This is a genomic window from Leisingera sp. ANG-S5 (assembly GCF_000813925.1).
Classification (GTDB): domain Bacteria; phylum Pseudomonadota; class Alphaproteobacteria; order Rhodobacterales; family Rhodobacteraceae; genus Leisingera.
Map to the genome: position 1 here is coordinate 711,966 of NZ_JWLH01000001.1, position 16,689 is coordinate 728,654.

At 59.9% G+C, this 16,689-nt stretch carries 14 protein-coding genes; 4 read left to right on the forward strand and 10 right to left on the reverse strand.

Going from position 1 to position 16,689, the window contains the following annotated elements; genetic code table 11:
* Positions 1–575: 575 nt before the first annotated feature.
* Positions 576–4,220 (forward strand): vitamin B12-dependent ribonucleotide reductase, encoded by a 3,645-nt coding sequence (locus RA25_RS03535; RefSeq protein WP_019297792.1) that lies wholly within the window; start codon positions 576–578, stop codon positions 4,218–4,220.
* Positions 4,221–4,544: 324 nt separating this feature from the next.
* Here the strand turns inward: RA25_RS03535 and RA25_RS03540 are convergent, their stop codons facing one another.
* Both RA25_RS03540 and RA25_RS03545 read right to left on the reverse strand, forming a co-directional pair.
* The gene (locus RA25_RS03540) at positions 4,545–5,408 is read right to left on the reverse strand and encodes an acyl-CoA thioesterase (RefSeq protein ID WP_019297793.1); all 864 of its coding nucleotides are present in this window, start codon (positions 5,406–5,408) and stop codon (positions 4,545–4,547) included.
* Positions 5,409–5,462: 54 nt separating this feature from the next.
* The gene (locus tag RA25_RS03545; protein ID WP_039170202.1) at positions 5,463–6,674 is read right to left on the reverse strand and encodes a serine hydrolase domain-containing protein; all 1,212 of its coding nucleotides are present in this window, start codon (positions 6,672–6,674) and stop codon (positions 5,463–5,465) included.
* A gap of 273 nt (positions 6,675–6,947) precedes the next feature.
* Between RA25_RS03545 and aroQ the strand changes: the two genes are divergently transcribed.
* Both aroQ and RA25_RS03555 read left to right on the forward strand, forming a co-directional pair.
* A complete protein-coding gene (gene aroQ, locus RA25_RS03550) occupies positions 6,948–7,397 on the forward strand; it encodes a type II 3-dehydroquinate dehydratase (RefSeq protein ID WP_019297795.1) in 450 nt (149 codons plus the stop codon).
* The gene (locus tag RA25_RS03555) at positions 7,394–8,149 is read left to right on the forward strand and encodes a LuxR family transcriptional regulator (RefSeq protein ID WP_019297796.1); all 756 of its coding nucleotides are present in this window, start codon (positions 7,394–7,396) and stop codon (positions 8,147–8,149) included. Before aroQ ends, RA25_RS03555 begins: the two co-directional genes overlap by 4 nt.
* A gap of 490 nt (positions 8,150–8,639) precedes the next feature.
* Here the strand turns inward: RA25_RS03555 and tsf are convergent, their stop codons facing one another.
* The 5 genes from tsf to RA25_RS03580 all read right to left on the reverse strand — a co-directional run bounded on the left by tsf (position 8,640) and on the right by RA25_RS03580 (position 12,430).
* Entirely contained in the window at positions 8,640–9,515 is an 876-nt protein-coding gene (gene tsf, locus RA25_RS03560) for a translation elongation factor Ts (protein ID WP_019297797.1), read from the reverse strand.
* An 80-nt stretch (positions 9,516–9,595) separates the two neighbouring features.
* Complete coding sequence (gene rpsB, locus RA25_RS03565; RefSeq protein WP_019297798.1) at positions 9,596–10,369, reverse strand: 30S ribosomal protein S2; 774 nt, start codon at positions 10,367–10,369, stop codon at positions 9,596–9,598.
* A gap of 188 nt (positions 10,370–10,557) precedes the next feature.
* Positions 10,558–11,388, reverse strand: coding sequence for a lysophospholipid acyltransferase family protein (locus tag RA25_RS03570; protein ID WP_039170204.1), 831 nt, complete (start codon positions 11,386–11,388; stop codon positions 10,558–10,560).
* Positions 11,385–12,140, reverse strand: coding sequence for a GNAT family N-acetyltransferase (locus RA25_RS03575; RefSeq protein WP_039170206.1), 756 nt, complete (start codon positions 12,138–12,140; stop codon positions 11,385–11,387). The genes RA25_RS03570 and RA25_RS03575 overlap by 4 nt, the downstream gene beginning before the upstream one ends.
* A gap of 107 nt (positions 12,141–12,247) precedes the next feature.
* Complete coding sequence (locus RA25_RS03580) at positions 12,248–12,430, reverse strand: DUF3553 domain-containing protein (protein ID WP_039145992.1); 183 nt, start codon at positions 12,428–12,430, stop codon at positions 12,248–12,250.
* A gap of 34 nt (positions 12,431–12,464) precedes the next feature.
* Between RA25_RS03580 and RA25_RS03585 the strand changes: the two genes are divergently transcribed.
* Positions 12,465–13,061, forward strand: a complete 597-nt coding sequence (locus RA25_RS03585) for a histidine phosphotransferase family protein (RefSeq protein WP_019297802.1) — start codon at positions 12,465–12,467, stop codon at positions 13,059–13,061.
* Positions 13,062–13,122: 61 nt separating this feature from the next.
* Here the strand turns inward: RA25_RS03585 and RA25_RS03590 are convergent, their stop codons facing one another.
* The 3 genes from RA25_RS03590 to obgE form a co-directional block, all read right to left on the reverse strand.
* Positions 13,123–14,388 (reverse strand): glutamate-5-semialdehyde dehydrogenase, encoded by a 1,266-nt coding sequence (locus RA25_RS03590; RefSeq protein WP_039170210.1) that lies wholly within the window; start codon positions 14,386–14,388, stop codon positions 13,123–13,125.
* 75 nt (positions 14,389–14,463) lie between these two features.
* Positions 14,464–15,570, reverse strand: a complete 1,107-nt coding sequence (proB, locus tag RA25_RS03595; RefSeq protein WP_019297804.1) for a glutamate 5-kinase — start codon at positions 15,568–15,570, stop codon at positions 14,464–14,466.
* On the reverse strand, positions 15,558–16,592 hold the full coding sequence (gene obgE, locus RA25_RS03600; protein WP_039170213.1) for a GTPase ObgE: 1,035 nt from the start codon (positions 16,590–16,592) through the stop codon (positions 15,558–15,560). Before obgE ends, proB begins: the two co-directional genes overlap by 13 nt.
* Positions 16,593–16,689: the final 97 nt, after the last annotated feature.

Below are 16,689 nucleotides of genomic sequence, written 5' to 3' on the forward strand. Positions count from 1 at the left end.
CGCTGAACCGCATCAGTTTGTTAAGGACGCCACGGGGTCCAATGCTGCAGCGCCATGATACCATCGGAAGATCACCGTAAAGTTGTTTGTGCATGCCACTTGCCGCTGGCCGCTCAAGGGATGTGAATCATTGCCCGAATGAGCTGCCGCTCCGGCGCCTCTGCGACGCGGCAAGTTACTTGCTTGGCATAAGAAATCCGGGTTGCCCGCAAACTGGATTTTTACACCGCCGGACGTGGCAGCCTGTGGATGAATCAATGGCCGTCGCCGGACCCTTGAAACCGCGAATAGCGTCAACAGCAAAGATCGTTGCCAAGGGGTAAATTTAACGTTGACCCTTTGTGTGTGAATACGCCAAATTGTGGACACCGGTTGCGATGGCACTAAATCTGGTGGGTTAAGGGGCCACAGCAACAACGCTGAAGACAGCAGACAGTCCTTTGTAGAATGGCCGGCGAGGGCCGCAAGTGCGCCGTATGCGGCGTGCGCTGGGTATCTGCGTGTTGCGTGGCCGGGACATTTGGTGCGGGGGCACCGTGACACTTGACCGATGTGTGCTTGAGAAGGGGCAGAGCATGAAGATCGAACGGAAATTCACCAAACCCGGGCAGGATGCTTATGCCGATCTGGCTTTTGTCTCCGCCACCTCGGAGATCCGTAACCCGGACGGGACCATTGTTTTCCGGCTCGACAACATCGAAATCCCGTCTTCTTGGAGCCAGGTCGCAAGCGACGTCATTGCTCAGAAGTATTTCCGCAAGGCCGGTGTGCCGTCCCGGCTGAAGAAAGTCCGTGAAAAAGACGTGCCCGAGTTCCTGTGGCGCTCTGTCCCCGATAAGGGCGCGGAATTTGGCGGTGAGACGTCCTCCAAGCAGGTTTTCGACCGTCTGGCGGGCGCCTGGGCCTACTGGGGCTGGAAGGGCGGCTATTTCTCCTCCGAGGAGGATGCGCGCGCTTACTACGACGAGATGCGCTACATGCTGGCGACCCAGCGCTCGGCCCCGAACTCGCCCCAGTGGTTCAACACTGGCCTGCACTGGGCCTATGGCATCGACGGCCCGGCGCAGGGCCACCACTACGTCGACTACAAGACCGGCAAACTGACCAAGTCTGACAGCGCTTATGAACACCCTCAGCCGCATGCCTGCTTCATCCAGTCGGTCTCCGATGACCTGGTGAAGGATGGCGGCATCATGGACCTGTGGGTGCGTGAGGCGCGTCTGTTCAAATACGGCTCCGGCACCGGTACCAATTTCTCCCATCTGCGCGCCGAGGGCGAGCCGCTGTCCGGCGGCGGCAAATCCTCCGGCCTTATGGGCTTCCTCAAAATCGGCGACCGCGCGGCGGGCGCCATCAAATCAGGCGGCACAACCCGTCGGGCAGCAAAAATGGTGATCGTTGACGCCGATCACCCGGATATCGAAGACTTCATCCAGTGGAAGGTGATCGAGGAGCAGAAGGTCGCGTCCATCGTCGCGGGCTCCAAGATGCACGAGAAGATGCTGAACGGCATTTTCGAGGCGATCCGCAGCTGGGACGGGGCTGAGGCCGACGCCTACGACCCTGCGGTCAACGGCGGGCTGAAATCGGCCATCCGAGAGGCCAAGAAGGTGGCGATCCCGGAAACCTACATCAAGCGGGTGCTGGATTACGCCAAGCAGGGCCACACCTCGATCGAGTTCCCGACCTATGACACCGACTGGGATTCCGAGGCCTACAGCTCTGTCTCCGGGCAGAACTCCAACAACTCGATCCGGGTGACCAACGCCTTCCTGCATGCGGTCGAAAAAGACGCCGACTGGGAGCTGTTCAACCGCACCGACGGCAAGGTTGCCAAGGTGATCCGGGCGCGCGATCTGTGGGAGAAAGTCGGCCACGCAGCCTGGGCCTGTGCCGATCCCGGCATCCAGTTCCACGACACCGTGAACGAGTGGCACACCTGCCCGGAAGATGGTGAGATTCGCGGCTCAAACCCTTGTTCGGAATACATGTTCCTGGACGACACCGCCTGCAACCTGGCATCTCTGAACCTGCTGAGCTTCCTGAAGGACGGCCAGTTCCAGGCAGATGACTACATGCATTGCTGCCGCCTGTGGACGCTGACGCTGGAAATTTCGGTGATGATGGCCCAGTTCCCGTCCAAGGAAATCGCACAGCGCTCCTATGACTTCCGCACCCTGGGTCTGGGCTATGCCAATATCGGCGGCCTGCTGATGAACATGGGCTACAGCTACGACTCGGATGAGGGCAGGGCGCTTTGCGGTGCGCTGACCGCGCTGATGACCGGTGTGGCCTATGCGACCTCCGCCGAGATCGCATCGGAACTGGGTGCCTTCCCGGGCTACGCGAAAAACGCAGACCACATGCTGCGTGTGATCCGCAATCACCGCAATGCTGCAAAGGGCAATGCTGACGGATATGAGGCGCTGTCCGTGAAACCGGTGCCGCTGGATATCGCCAGCTGCCCGGATGCGCTGCTGACCGATCTGGCCGCCAGCGCCTGGGACGAAGCACTGGAACTGGGCGAAAAGCACGGCTACCGCAACGCCCAGACCACGGTGATTGCACCGACCGGCACCATTGGCCTGGTGATGGACTGCGACACCACAGGGATCGAGCCGGATTTTGCCCTGGTGAAGTTCAAGAAGCTCGCTGGCGGCGGCTACTTCAAGATCATCAACCGTTCGGTTCCGTCGGCGCTGGAGGGTCTGGGCTACAGCTCCTCGCAGATCGAGGAAATCGTGTCTTATGCGGTGGGCCATGGCTCCATCGGCAACGCGCCGGGCATCAACCACACCTCGCTGGCAGGCCACGGTTTTGGCCCGAACGAGCTGGCCAAGGTGGATGCGGCGCTGGAATCGGCCTTTGACATCCGCTTCGTGTTCAACCAGTGGACCCTGGGTGAGGATTTCTGCACCGGCGTGCTGGGCATCCCGGCAACCAAGCTGAACGATCCAACCTTCGATCTGCTGCGCCACTTGGGCTTCACCAAGAAGGACATCGAGGCTGCCAACGATCACGTCTGCGGCACCATGACCCTGGAAGGCGCACCGCATCTGCAGGAAGAACACTATGCGATCTTTGACTGCGCCAATCCGTGCGGCAAGAAAGGCAAGCGTTTCCTGAGTGTTGACAGCCATATCTGCATGATGGCGGCGGCCCAAAGCTTCATCTCCGGCGCGATCTCCAAGACCATCAACATGCCGAACTCGGCCACTATCGAGGACTGCCAGAAAGCCTATGAGCTGAGCTGGAGCCTGGGCATCAAGGCGAACGCGCTCTACCGCGACGGCTCCAAGCTGAGCCAGCCGCTGGCAGCGGCGCTGGTCGAGGATGACGACGATGCGGCTGAGGTGCTGGAAAGCGGCGCGCCGCAGGAAAAGGCGGCGGTTCTGGCCGAGAAGATCGTCGAGAAAGTGGTCATCAAGGAGGTGCTGAAATCGCACCGCACCAAGATGCCGCAGCGGCGCAAGGGCTATACCCAGAAGGCAGTTGTCGGCGGCCACAAGGTGTACCTGCGCACCGGCGAATATGAGGACGGCAACCTCGGCGAGATCTTCATCGACATGCACAAGGAAGGCGCAGGCTTCCGGGCGATGATGAACAACTTCGCCATCGCGGTGTCGGTCGGCCTGCAGTACGGTGTGCCGCTGGAGGAGTTTGTCGACGCCTTCACGTTCACCAAGTTTGAGCCCGCGGGCATGGTCCAGGGCAACGACTCGATCAAGAACGCGACCTCGATCCTCGACTATGTGTTCCGCGAACTGGCGGTCAGCTATCTGGACCGCACCGATCTGGCGCATGTGAAACCTGAAGGCGCAACCTTTGACGATCTTGGCCGGGGCGAGGAAGAAGGCGTGTCAAACCTGTCGGAGCTGAGCGAAAGCGCAGCGACCCGGTCGCTGGAAGTTCTGAAGCAAATTTCCTCAACCGGTTATCTGCGCAAGCGTCTGCCGCAGGATTTGGTGGTGCTGCAGGGCGGCCAGACCGACGCCGGCGTGCTGGGAACTGGAACTGATCCGGTGGCGGCGCTGCAAACCCTGGTTCCGGAGACCAGTGCAGCACCGGCGCAAAATACTAGCGGCATGGACGCGCGTACCAAGGCAAAAATGCAAGGCTATGAAGGCGAAGCCTGCGGCGAATGCGGCAATTACACGCTGGTGCGCAACGGGACCTGCATGAAATGCAACACCTGCGGGGGAACCTCCGGCTGCAGCTGAGGACCTTCGCTTGCGGCGCCGGTCTTACCCCCGACGGCGCCGCACCCAAACACTGCAGGCAGGCTGAGGGCTGCTTGTGACGACATCAGGAACGGGTGCGCCCGTTCTGAACACCGGGATGGCCCAGGTAAGAAAAAACTTTCGGGCAGTCAATGAAGGAGCCTGACCGGTGACAACTGGCTTCCTCTGGATCAGAGGGAGCCATTTTCTTTTTGGTTTCTCGTTAGGAACCGTTGCTATTCGCTGATCTGGATATCTTATAATCAGAATTATGGTAAATATGGCGGAAGACAAGACACGAAAGCCAATCACTTTCAAATAAGATCAACGCCTTATAGGCCGCAGTAAACCCTCCTGGGCAACACTGGCCACCAATTGTCCATCCTCGGAAAAGATAGAACCGCGATTGAACCCGCGAGCTTTGCCTGTAAATGGCGCGTCCATCGAATACAAATGCCAGTTCTGCAACTGCACCGGTGCATGGAACCACATTGCATGGTCCAGGCTGGCGGTCATCGCTTTCGGATTGTGAAACGTCAGCCCGTGCGGACGCATCGAGGATCCCAGCAGCCCGAAGTCCGACACATACGCCAGCAAAATGTGCTGCAGTTCAGGCCCTGCGCCCTGTGCCGCTTCCATCCGGATCCACATCTGGTTGGCATCACTGGTTTCTTCCGGTGACAAAGGATCGCGCGGCTCAACCTCCCGGATCTCAAACGGCCGTGCCCGCAGCAGTTCAGCCTGCCGCTCCGGTGCAAACCGGCTGGCGTTCCGCTTGAGGATCTCGTGCCGCGGCTCCAAACTGCCCGGCTCCGGAACATCCGGCATAGCGTGCTGAAAGTCCCAGCCGTCTTCTTCAGCATGAAACGACGCCGCAAGGTTGAGGATCTGTTTGCCGTTCTGCATAGCCACCACCCGCCGTGTGGTGAAGCTGCGGCCATCGCGGGCTGGATCGACTTCATAGATCACTGGTCTTGAAGGATCCCCGGGCCGGATGAAATATGCGTGAAGAGAGTGGCATAACCTTCCGGAAACACTGGCGTATGCTGCTGCCAGCGCCTGGGCGATCACCTGGCCGCCGTAAATGCGTGTCGGAGTTTCGCCGCCGGATCCCGACCCGCGGTAGAGATTGGTGTCCAGCGTTTCGAGGTCCAGAAGATCCAGCAGGATTTTGGCAGTATCAGACATTTACAGTGTTTTCCTTTGACCGGCCGTCATTTTGGCAGGGTTTGCGCCCGGACGCTATTCTGTGAAGGCTCCATACACCAGCGCCTTGAGCTCTGGCCGTGACGGATAGGAGCTGGATGGCGCGAGCTGGGTCAGGAATACCACCGAGGTTTCAAGCTGCCGGTCGACCCAGAAAAAGGTCGATGCAATCCCGCCCCAGCTGAAATCACCGATGGAGCCTGGACAGCGCGCGCGCGCCGGATTGAGCACTACAGCACCGCCAAGGCCGAAGCCCATACCCTCCATCGGCTGTTCAGCGAAACTGCTTGGCCCCATTGAAGCGATGTCGCCATCAAGATGGTTTTGCATCATAAAATCAGCGGTTTGAGGGCTGATAATGAAGCCATCTCCACAGCGCCCGCGGCGGCGGAGCATCTCAGCGAATTTCATGTAATCGTCAATTGTTCCGATCAGCCCGCCGCCGCCGGAATGCATAGTTACCTGTTCAAACGGCGAACTGCCGTAGCTGTCGGTCAGGCGCAGGCTGTCACTGCCGGCATCAGCTGAATTGAGCGCCATCGCGTCACCTGCCAGCGGGGTGTAGAGAGAGGCAAAGCGGTTCCCTGCCCCTTCCGGCACCTGAAACGCGGTTTCAGTCATGCCCAACGGCTCAAAGATCTCAGCAGCCAGAAAGTCGCCCAGGGGCTTGCCGGACACAACCTCAACAACCCGGCCCAACACGTCAGTTGCCACAGAGTATTCCCAGCGGCTTCCGGGCTTGAACGCCAGCGGCAGCTCCGCCAGACGTGCCACCATGGCGGACAGCGGTCCGTGGTCCGGTTTGAACAGAAGATCCTCTTGCTCCATTGCCTCCGGCAGCAGTCCGGGGTTGAACGGATAGCTCAACCCGCTGGTATGTGTCAGCAGCTGATGCAGAGTTGGTGTCTGGCACGGTTCAGTCTGATCTAAGTCAGTTGCCCCCGGCACCAACGCCCGCATGGTGCAGAATTCCGGGAGAAAGTTGCTTACGGGGGCATCCAGGTGAAACAGGCCCTGCTCAAGAAGTTTCATAACGGCAACTGATGTCACCGGCTTGGTCATCGAATAGAGCCGCACCAGGGTATCACGCGTGAACGGCAGGTTTTCTTCGACATTGCGCTGTCCGGCTGCATGGAAATAAATTTCTTCGCTGCCGCGCCGGATCAACAAGGCGCTGCCTGGATATTTCCTTTGATCTACATAGCGTTGCTGCCAGGATCTGATCCTGTGACTGCGGTCGGATTTCATTGCTGCCCCTCTCTTCTTTGCGGCCGGCCGGCCGTCTCGGGTTCTCCGGAATATGCGCTGCCGCGCAGACAGGGTCGAGCGAAATACGTGGTAACGGTGCTGGGAGTTCGGCCAGCGGCAGCGCAAAGGCAGTCCGCCATCCAATTCACTGCAAACGTTCAACCCTAAGCTGGTTACGCCAAGTTTTTTTCCTCCAAAGACGTTTGCCTATTCGCTTTCGAAACAAATTTGTCTTAGAAGTTCAAAGGGAAAGACGGTAAGGACATAAATCTTATGGCGAGTATTCTGGTATTGAACGGACCCAATTTGAACCTGCTTGGCACCCGCCAGCCGGAAGTCTATGGTTCTGTTACTCTGGCGATGGTAGAAGACGCCTGCACCGCCCACGCGCAAAAGCTGGGGCTGGAAGTTTCCTGCCTGCAGTCAAACCATGAGGGCGCGCTGATTGACGCCATTCATGACGCAAGAGGCAAGCACCAGGGTATCATCCTGAATGCCGGAGCCTATACGCACACGTCGATAGCGCTTATGGATGCGCTGATTTCCGTGGAAATTCCGGCAGTTGAAGTTCATCTCTCCAACATTCATGCGCGCGAAGACTTCCGCCATACCTCTTACATCTCCAAGGCAGCTCAGGGGCAAATCTGCGGTTTTGGCGCCCAGGGCTACTTGCTGGCGCTGGACGCATTGGCCGCGCGTTTGAAAGAGGCCGGCACGGCATGAAGCTCCAAAAGTATCTGAATTTCCTCTGCGGTGCGCAGAGCCTGGAGGAGCTATGGCATGGGCACGTCCAGCAGATGGCGGAATATGGTTTTGACCGGCTGATCTATGGATACACCCGCTATAAAACTGAAACTTCGCTTGGCGATCCGGACGACTTTGTCATCCTGTCGAACCACAACAACGCGTATCTTGAGGGTTTTTTGCACAGGGGGCTCTATTTTCACGCGCCGATGCTTCGCTGGGCGCTGGAGAATGAAGGCGCCGGCAGCTGGCGGATTGTGCAAGAAATGGCCGCCAATGGAACGCTGGGGCCTGAAGCCCGAAAGGTGCATGCGTTCAATCAGGAACTGGACATGACGGCTGGCTATACTGTCAGCTTCTATTCCACTTCCCCGCGCTATAAGGGGGCAATTTCGCTGGCGGCGCGGCCGGGCCTTTCTCAGGATCAGGTGGATGCCCTGTGGCAGGAGCTGGGCGAAGATATCGTGCTGATGAACAACGTTGCGCACCTGAAGATCCTCACTCTGCCCTATACGGCCCCGAACCGGAGCCTGACCAAACGGCAACGGGAGGTGCTGCAATGGGTTGGCGACGGCAAAACTACTCAGGATATTGCCCTGCTGATGGGGCTGACCCCTGCAACAATTGAAAAACACCTGCGGCTCGCCAGGGAATCCCTTTCTGTGGAGACCACTGCGCAAGCAGTTCTGAAGGCAGCCTTGCATAACCAGATGTATGTGATGGACACCTGAACCTGGCAGGCGGGCACACTGGGCACGGCCCAAACTTCACGGGCTTATAAATCTGGATCTTCTTCCAAAATTTGGTTTCAGTAAAACGCTTTAGCGTGGCTGCCTCCGGCTGCAATGTCCACACGACGCCAATTAGCGTCAAGAAGTATGGTATTCAGTACTACCGTTAAAGGATAATTCATTGCAATTTGCACATGTTCCGTGAGTGGTGGCTTTGGCCAAGGAACTTTGGGTATTGAACCTTGCGATTACAGGGCTCTCCTACCTGATCGGGGGCAGGCACGTATAGATCCGTGTCCTGCCCCGATATCTGAGGGGTCCTGCCCATCCCCATCAGCGGGGCCCCTCGCACCTTCTCCCGGACCAACAGACCAGACCAGACCATTACTGGCGCGTCCCGACGCGCGCTGCCAGGGTTCAGCCATTGCACCGGGCACAAAAAAACCGGCAGGAGTTCCTGCCGGTTTCTATTTTCAGACTGGAGGGCTGATCAGCCCTGAGCTGCCTTTGCAACTTCGGCTGCGAAGTCTTCCTTCTCAACTTCGATGCCTTCGCCGACTTCAACCCGGACAAAGCCGGTGATGGTGGCGCCAGCTTCCTTGGCGGCGGCTTCGACGGTCAGGTCCGGGTTCACCACGAACTGCTGGTTCAGCAGAGTGGATTCCGCCACGAATTTCTTCATGCGGCCTTCGATCATCTTTTCGATCACCTGCTCCGGCTTGCCGGATTCACGTGCGATGTCGATCTGAACCTGCTTTTCCTTCTCAACGATGGAAGCATCCAGGTCAGCCTCGGACAGCGCAGCCGGGTTCACAGCTGCGATGTGCATCGCAACCTGCTTGCCGATGGCTTCGTCGCCGCCGTTCATCGCAACCAGAACACCGATCTTGCCCATGCCTGCGGTGGCCGCGTTGTGGACGTAGGACACAACGGTCTCGCCTTCCAGCGCTTCCATGCGGCGCAGAGACATGTTTTCGCCGATGGTGGCGATCTTGTCGGTCAGGGTGTCGGCAACGGATTTGCCGCCCAGATCTGCTGCGGCCAGGCCTTCGATGTCTGCAGCGCCCAGAGCTGCGGTGGCGATTTTGCCAACCATCTCCTGGAACTCGCCGTTTTTCGCAACGAAGTCGGTTTCGGAGTTCACTTCAACAGCAACACCTTTGCCGCCTTCGACGACAACGGCCACCAGGCCTTCTGCGGCGGTGCGGCCGGATTTCTTGGCGGCTTTCGCCAGGCCTTTGGTGCGCAGCCAGTCAACAGCGGCTTCCATGTTGCCGTCGTTTTCGACCAGCGCTTTCTTCGCGTCCATCATGCCTGCGCCGGTGGATTCGCGCAGTTCTTTCACCATTGCTGCAGTGATTGCCATCTCTTGGCTCTCCTCAATTCAAAAACAGATTTGGGGCAGGTGATACCCTGCCCCGCATGTCAGTTCCGTGACAGGACGGATCAGGCTTCGGCTGCTGCTTCTTCAGCAACGGCTTCTTCTGCCGGTGCTTCTTCCAGCGCGCCCAGGTCAACGCCTGCAGCGCCCAGCTGAGCCGACATGCCGTCCAGAGCGGCGCGGGCAACCAGGTCGCAGTACAGCGAGATGGCGCGCGAAGCGTCGTCGTTGCCCGGGATGATGTAGTCAACGCCATCGGGGGAGCAGTTGGTGTCGACAACAGCCACAACCGGGATGCCCAGTTTCTTGGCTTCGGCGATGGCCAGTGCTTCTTTTTTCACGTCGATGACGAACAGCAGGTCCGGCACACCGCCCATTTCGCGGATGCCGCCCAGGGAGGCCTGCAGCTTCTCCTGGTCGCGTTCCATGCCCAGACGCTCTTTCTTGGTCAGGCCTTCGGCGCCGCCAGCCATCTTCTCGTCGATTTCCTTCAGGCGGTTGATCGACTGGGAAACGGTTTTCCAGTTGGTCAGGGTGCCGCCGAGCCAGCGGTGGTTCATGAAGTACTGAGCAGACTTCTCAGCAGCTTCGGCAATCGGTGCAGCTGCCTGGCGCTTGGTGCCGACGAACAGGATGCGGCCGCCTTTGGCAACGGTGTCACGGACGACTTGCAGCGCCTGGTCCAGCATCGGAACAGTCTGGGTCAGGTCCATGATGTGGATGCCGTTGCGCGCGCCATAGATGAAGGGCGACATGCGCGGGTTCCAGCGCTGAGTCTGGTGGCCGAAGTGAACGCCAGCTTCCAGCAGCTGACGCATGGTGAACTCAGGAAGAGCCATGCTATTATATCCTTTCCGGTTTCTATCCTCGGCGGGGGTTCAGAGCGGATGCTCCAACCGGGGGTCCGTCAGGGATGTCTCCCCTGATCAGGCCAAACCCCGCCTGCGGGTTCGTAGGCGCGCCTATAGATCAGAAACCGCCAGCTGGCAAGAGGCGTCCCGCAGAAATCGGCGCCCTGCCCCGGATTTCAGGCTTTCAAGGCGTCCTGATGGCCTTTGCGCACCATTTCCTCAGCCCGGGCCGCCAGCGCCTTGCGGTCCGGAAAGTCCGCTACTTTCAGAGGTGGGTGATAGATCAGCTCAACCGTGCCCTGGCGCGCGGCGGCCAGAACTTTAAGAAGGTGCGGCCCGAAGTCCATGTCGCCCCACCAGCCATAAAAGCGGGCGGGGGCGCCTTTGGGGGCGTGATACACCACCGAAACCGGCTGAACGTACAGGCCGTTGCGGAGCTGATCGGTGAAAAACGCGGCAAAAAGTGTTGTTTTGAAACGTAGAACGCGCAACCCGTCAGTCGACGTGCCTTCCGGGAAGAACAGCAGCTTATGCCCGGCCTGCAGCCGATGCTCGAACAGTTCCGCCTGCTCTCTGGCTTTCTTGGGGTTCCGTTCGATAAATACGGTGCCGGTGGCCCGCGCCAGCCAGCCGATGCCGGGCCATCCGGCAACCTCGGCCTTGGACACGAAATAAATCCGCTTGCGCGCGTTCAGGGCAAAAATGTCCAGCCAGGAGGAGTGGTTGGCAACAACCGGCCCGCGCTGCCGCATCAGCGTGCCGCGGGTCTGATAGCGGATCCCCATAATCCGGAACGCATTGCGGCAAACAAACTGGGTTATAAACGGCGTGACCGGCCGCTGGAGCCCGAACAGCGGCCGCTCTGCCAGCCGCAGAAGCAGCAGTACCAGCAGCCCTCCGAAGACCAGCAGCGCCAGCGGCAGGCCGCGCAACAGCACCAGAACCCAGCCCAACGGGCTGATCCGGACCGGATCAGGCCTGTCCTCACTGTGCCAACTGATGCTCATCCGCGGCCTCCGGCATAGATCCGGCGCTGCCGCTCGTTCATCCTTGCCGTGTCAAGCACCAGGCAAACGTCAGTTGTATTGAATGCCCTATCAATGTAGGCGCCTTCCCCAACAAACCCGCCGAGCCGCAGATAGGCTTTTATCAGCGCTGGAGTTTCGACCATGGCACGCTTGCGGTCGAGATCATCAATGACAACTAAGTCCATGCTTTGAAATACTTTTGACCGCACGCGCAGATCCGGAGGTGCCAGATGGTTGTGATGCAGCATGGCCAACGGATTGGCCAGGGCCTGCGGATCCGTTCCATGAAAACTGGCAACACCGAACAACACCTCTATACCGTGCTGTTCGACGTAATCCGCCAAGCCGGACCAAAGGTGAAACATCGCCATACCGCCACGGTAGTCCGGGTGCAGGCAGGAACGACCCAGTTCCAGCAGCCGGCGGCCCGAGGCCTTCAATAAGGTCAGGTCATATTCATCCTCAGAATAAAACTGCCCCGCCCTTACCGCCTGGTCATCCCGCAGCAGCCGGTAAACCCCGGCCACCGTGCCTGTGGCCTTATCTGTCACCAGCATGTGGTCGAAGTAAGGATCAAAACGATCCCGTTCCAGCCCTTCCTGATGATCGACCATCTCGCCGCCGCCGCCCAATTCGCGAACGAACACGTCATAGCGCAGGGCCTGCGCGGCGCGCAGTTCACTCTCGGTTTCGGCGATCTTTACGGAAAATTCCGGTGCGGTGTCGGACATTCACTCACCTTCGCGTCGTTCAGGCTTGAGCGCTACTCGCCAATAAGGCAAAGAGCGCGCAGGAATTGGAGAGAATTTGAGGGATTACGTTAACCCTTCATAAACCGTTATGGATCAAAGACGGGAATAAGGGAGACACGCGCTCCGTCAATCACAAGCTTGCCCTGATCGGGAAAGTTCACCGTGATCTTGCCGCCTGCGTTCGACTGCACTTGGCCGACACCCCATTCAGGGTGGTCCGGGTGCCGGACAAACATGCCGGGGGCTAAAATAGCGTTGAGGTCATTCATAGGGGGATGGCCCAGTTCGGAGGAAGTAATAGTTATGGGTGTAGATAACGCCAATCTGGCCGCATTGGTAGGGTCGCGGATCTGTCATGATTTGATCAGCCCGGTCGGCGCCATCAACAACGGTCTGGAACTGCTGGGCATGGCCGGCAGCATGTCGGGGCCGGAGCTGGAATTGATTTCCGATAGCGTCGCCAATGCCAATGCGCGCATCCGCTTCTTCCGCATCGCTTTTGGAGCCGCCGGCGACCAGCAAACACCACGGGCCGAAGTCGTTTCCGTGCTCGAGGACGTCAGCAAAGGCGGGCGCATCAAATACCAATGGGCGCCGCTGGAGGGCTGCACCCGCAGCGAGGCACGGCTGGCGTTCTTGTCGGCGCTGTGCCTGGAAAGCGCCCTGCCCTATGGCGGCACGGTCAAGATATTCTGTGCCGACGGCAAATGGACGGTGGTGGGCGAAGGCCGCAAGGTCACGGTTGATGATGAGCTGTGGGCCCGCGTGAGCGGCGGCAGCTCAAACGCCGAGATTACCCCGGCATTGGTTCAGTTCGCCTTGCTGCCGGAGGCCGCCAAGGAAGCAGGCCGCACGGTGCGGCTGGAATTGAACCTGGAAAATATCACAATGCAGTTCTGAACACTGCATTCTGACCAAAGAAACGCCGGGCAATCCGCCCGGCGTTTTGCATTTCTGAGGGTCAGACGCGTGTCGTTCCGTTGCCCCGTACCAGGTATTTGAAGCTGGTGAGCTGAGTTGCGCCGACGGGTCCGCGGGCATGCATCTTTCCGGTGGCAATGCCAATCTCTGCCCCCATCCCGAACTCGCCGCCATCGGCAAATTGGGTTGAGGCGTTGTGCATCAGGATGGCGCTGTCGAGTTCAGAAAAGAACTTCTGAACCGCGTCCTCGTCCTCAGTGATGATGCAATCGGTGTGCTGCGAGTGATGCGTGCGGATGTGCTGGATCGCTTCATCTATGCCCGCTACCTGCTTGGCTGCAATGATAGAATCCAGGTATTCCTTACCCCAGTCATCGGCTGTGGCCGCGATCATGCCGTCCGGTCCGGGCAGCCCTGCCTCGGCGCGGATCTCGACACCGGCAGAGGCTAGCGCGTCCAGGACCATTTTGCCAAGCGTAGGTGCAATGTCCTGATGGACCAGCAGGCATTCCGCGGCGCCGCAAATGCCGGTGCGGCGGGTCTTAGCGTTCAGCACGACATCCAACGCCTTCTGCGGATCGGCAGCCTTGTCGAGGTAGATGTGCACGATGCCTTCAAGATGGGCAAAGACCGGCACCCGTGCCTCGCGCTGGACAAGCCCGACCAGCCCCTTGCCGCCGCGCGGCACGATGACGTCCACATAGTCCGTCATGGTCAGCAGTTCCTGCACCGCAGCGCGGTCGCGGGTCGGGACCAGTTGCACGGCGTCTTCAGGCAGACCTGCCGACTTCAGCCCCTCTGCCAGGCAGGCATGGATGGCTTGCGACGAATGGAAGCTTTCAGAGCCGCCGCGCAGGATCACCGCGTTGCCCGATTTCAGGCAGAGCGCGCCGGCATCAGCTGTCACATTAGGGCGGCTTTCATAGATCACACCAATCACACCCAGCGGGGTGCGAACGCGTTGGATTTTCAAGCCGGTGGGCTGTTCCCACTCTTCCATCACCTCGCCAACCGGATCGCGCTGCTCCGCCACAGCGCGCAGGCCATCGACGATGCCCTGAATGCGTGTCTCGTCCAGCATCAGCCGGTCCATCATCGCGTCCGACAGGCCCTTGTTTCGGCCAAACTCAAGATCCTTGGCGTTGGCCGCGATGATCTCTGCCCGGCGGCTCCAGACCGCTTCTGCTGCACCAATCAGCGCTGCATGTTTGCGTTCAGCGTTGGCCGTCGCCAGGACTTGCGCCGCTTGCTTTGCACGTTTGCCAAGCTCCGCCATTACGGCGGGAATATTTTCATTGTCTTTCATATGTCTCGTGCCCTTGCCGGTCCCTGTCTGGCACTGGGTGCCGTCCCGGCTGGAATAAACTATCAGGTGGTACCGTCAAAGCGCCATATCATCGCGGTGGATCAGCGCGGCGCGGCCGGGATAGCCCAGCGTCGACTCGATCTCCTGTGACTGGCGTCCCTGGATGGCACGGGCCTCTTCGGCGGTATAGCGCGACAGCCCTTGCCCCAGTTTGCGCCCGTCTGGGCCAAGGATGGCCAGCGGATCGCCGCGGCCAAAGTCACCCTCCACATGACGGACGCCTGCGGGCAGCAGGCTTTTGCCGGACATCAGCGCGCGGGCGGCGCCTTCGTCGATGGTCAGAACACCGCGGGTCTTCATCGCCGCGATCCAGCGCTTGCGCGCGGCCTGCGGATCACCCTGCCCGGTGAACCAGGTGCAAGGCGTGCCTTCCTCCAGCGTTTTCAGAGGGTTCAACGGCGAACCTTCAGTGATCGCCATAGCACAGCCAGCGGCGGTTGCCATCTTGGCAGCCAGCAGCTTGGTGATCATCCCGCCCTTCGAGAGACCGGAGACGCCATCGCCCGCCATCGCCTCGATCTCAGGTGTGATCTCATCAATGCGGTCGTAGCGCTTGGCATCCGGGTCCAGCGCCGGGTTGGCACTGTAAAAACCATCCACATCGGACAGCAGGATCAGAGCGTCAGCCCCGACCGTCACTGCAACCTGCGCCGCCAAACGGTCGTTGTCGCCATAGCGGATCTCATCCGTGGCGATGGTGTCGTTTTCGTTGACGATGGGCACCGCACCCATTCCGAGCAGCGTTTCCAATGTCGCGCGGGAGTTGAGGTAACGGCGGCGGTTTTCGCTGTCTTCCAGCGTCACCAGCACTTGCGCGGTGGTGATCCGGTGCGGCGCCAATGCCTCTTCATAGGCGCGGGCCAGCCGGATCTGGCCAACCGCAGCGGCAGCCTGGGACTGCTCCAGAGGCAGGTCGGCGCGCGGCAGACCCAGCACACCACGCCCCAGGGCGATAGACCCGGAAGACACCAGCACCACGTCTGTGCCGCGGGACTTCAGCCAGGCGACGTCATTGGCCAGCGAATGCAGCCAGCCGGCGCGCAGCTCGCCGGTTTCCCGGTCCACCAGCAGCGCCGAGCCGATCTTGACGACAATGCGTTTTGCCGACGTCAGGGCTGCCAAGTTTCTTCCTCCTCGGCGGGTTTCATCCGCAAGCGGTCATCGTCAATCTCGTTGCGCAGCGCGCGCAAGACCTCGTTCACGCCCTGACGGCTAACGCCGGACATCAGACAAACCGGACCGCCAACGGCTGCTTCCAGGGCCTTGCGTTTCTCGTCCAGCTCCTCCGGATCGATGGCGTCGACCTTGTTGAGTGCCGTGATCCGGGTCTTGGTGGCCAGCACGCCGCCATAGGCCTCCAGCTCGCCGATGATGGTCTCGTAATCCTCAACCACAGTTTCGGAGGTGCCGTCGATCAGGTGCAGCAGCACCGCACAGCGCTCCACATGGCCAAGGAACCGATCGCCGATCCCCTTGCCCTCATGCGCGCCTTCAATGAGGCCCGGAATGTCTGCAACCACAAACTCGGTGTTGTCGATGCCGACCACGCCCAGGTTCGGGTGCAGCGTGGTGAACGGGTAATCCGCGATCTTGGGGCGGGCGTTGGAGGTGGCCGACAGGAAAGTCGACTTGCCCGCGTTCGGAAGGCCCAGAAGGCCCGCATCAGCGATCAGCTTGAGCCTCAGCCAGATGGTGCGCTCGACGCCCTCCTGCCCTGGATTGGCGCGCCGCGGCGCCTGGTTGGTGGCAGATTTGAAATGCAGGTTGCCGAAACCGCCATTGCCGCCCTTGGCCAGCAGCACACGCTCACCCGGAACTGTCAGGTCCGCCAGAACAGTTTCCTGATCCTCGTCCAGGATCTCTGTCCCCACGGGAACACGCAGAATAATATCGTCGCCGTCCTTGCCGGTGCGCTGGCGGCCCATGCCGGACTGGCCGTTCTTGGCGAAGAAGTGCTGCTGATAGCGGAAGTCGATCAGAGTGTTCAGCCCCTCGGTGACCTCTGCCCAGACAGAGCCACCCTTGCCGCCGTCGCCCCCGTCCGGACCGCCGTATTCGATGTATTTCTCGCGGCGGAAGCTGACGCAGCCGTTCCCGCCGGCGCCCGAGCGGATGTAGACCTTTGCCAGATCGAGGAATTTCATGTCAGCTCCTTAATACGGCAGGCCCCTGCCCGTCCGCGCAGTATAAGTGTCCCGCCAAGGCCCGGAGCCATGGCGGGACTGTTTTGATTGCCTTACC

What these genes read in the sequence shown, in the direction of transcription:
- RA25_RS03535 (WP_019297792.1), top strand. Translation starts at nt 576, where the DNA reads ATGAAGATCGAACGGAAATTCACCAAACCCGGGCAGGATGCTTATGCC.
- RA25_RS03540 (WP_019297793.1), bottom strand. Translation starts at nt 5,408, where the DNA reads ATGTCTGATACTGCCAAAATCCTGCTGGATCTTCTGGACCTCGAAACG.
- RA25_RS03545 (WP_039170202.1), bottom strand. Translation starts at nt 6,674, where the DNA reads ATGAAATCCGACCGCAGTCACAGGATCAGATCCTGGCAGCAACGCTAT.
- aroQ (WP_019297795.1), top strand. Translation starts at nt 6,948, where the DNA reads ATGGCGAGTATTCTGGTATTGAACGGACCCAATTTGAACCTGCTTGGC.
- RA25_RS03555 (WP_019297796.1), top strand. Translation starts at nt 7,394, where the DNA reads ATGAAGCTCCAAAAGTATCTGAATTTCCTCTGCGGTGCGCAGAGCCTG.
- tsf (WP_019297797.1), bottom strand. Translation starts at nt 9,515, where the DNA reads ATGGCAATCACTGCAGCAATGGTGAAAGAACTGCGCGAATCCACCGGC.
- rpsB (WP_019297798.1), bottom strand. Translation starts at nt 10,369, where the DNA reads ATGGCTCTTCCTGAGTTCACCATGCGTCAGCTGCTGGAAGCTGGCGTT.
- RA25_RS03570 (WP_039170204.1), bottom strand. Translation starts at nt 11,388, where the DNA reads ATGAGCATCAGTTGGCACAGTGAGGACAGGCCTGATCCGGTCCGGATC.
- RA25_RS03575 (WP_039170206.1), bottom strand. Translation starts at nt 12,140, where the DNA reads ATGTCCGACACCGCACCGGAATTTTCCGTAAAGATCGCCGAAACCGAG.
- RA25_RS03580 (WP_039145992.1), bottom strand. Translation starts at nt 12,430, where the DNA reads ATGAATGACCTCAACGCTATTTTAGCCCCCGGCATGTTTGTCCGGCAC.
- RA25_RS03585 (WP_019297802.1), top strand. Translation starts at nt 12,465, where the DNA reads ATGGGTGTAGATAACGCCAATCTGGCCGCATTGGTAGGGTCGCGGATC.
- RA25_RS03590 (WP_039170210.1), bottom strand. Translation starts at nt 14,388, where the DNA reads ATGAAAGACAATGAAAATATTCCCGCCGTAATGGCGGAGCTTGGCAAA.
- obgE (WP_039170213.1), bottom strand. Translation starts at nt 16,592, where the DNA reads ATGAAATTCCTCGATCTGGCAAAGGTCTACATCCGCTCGGGCGCCGGC.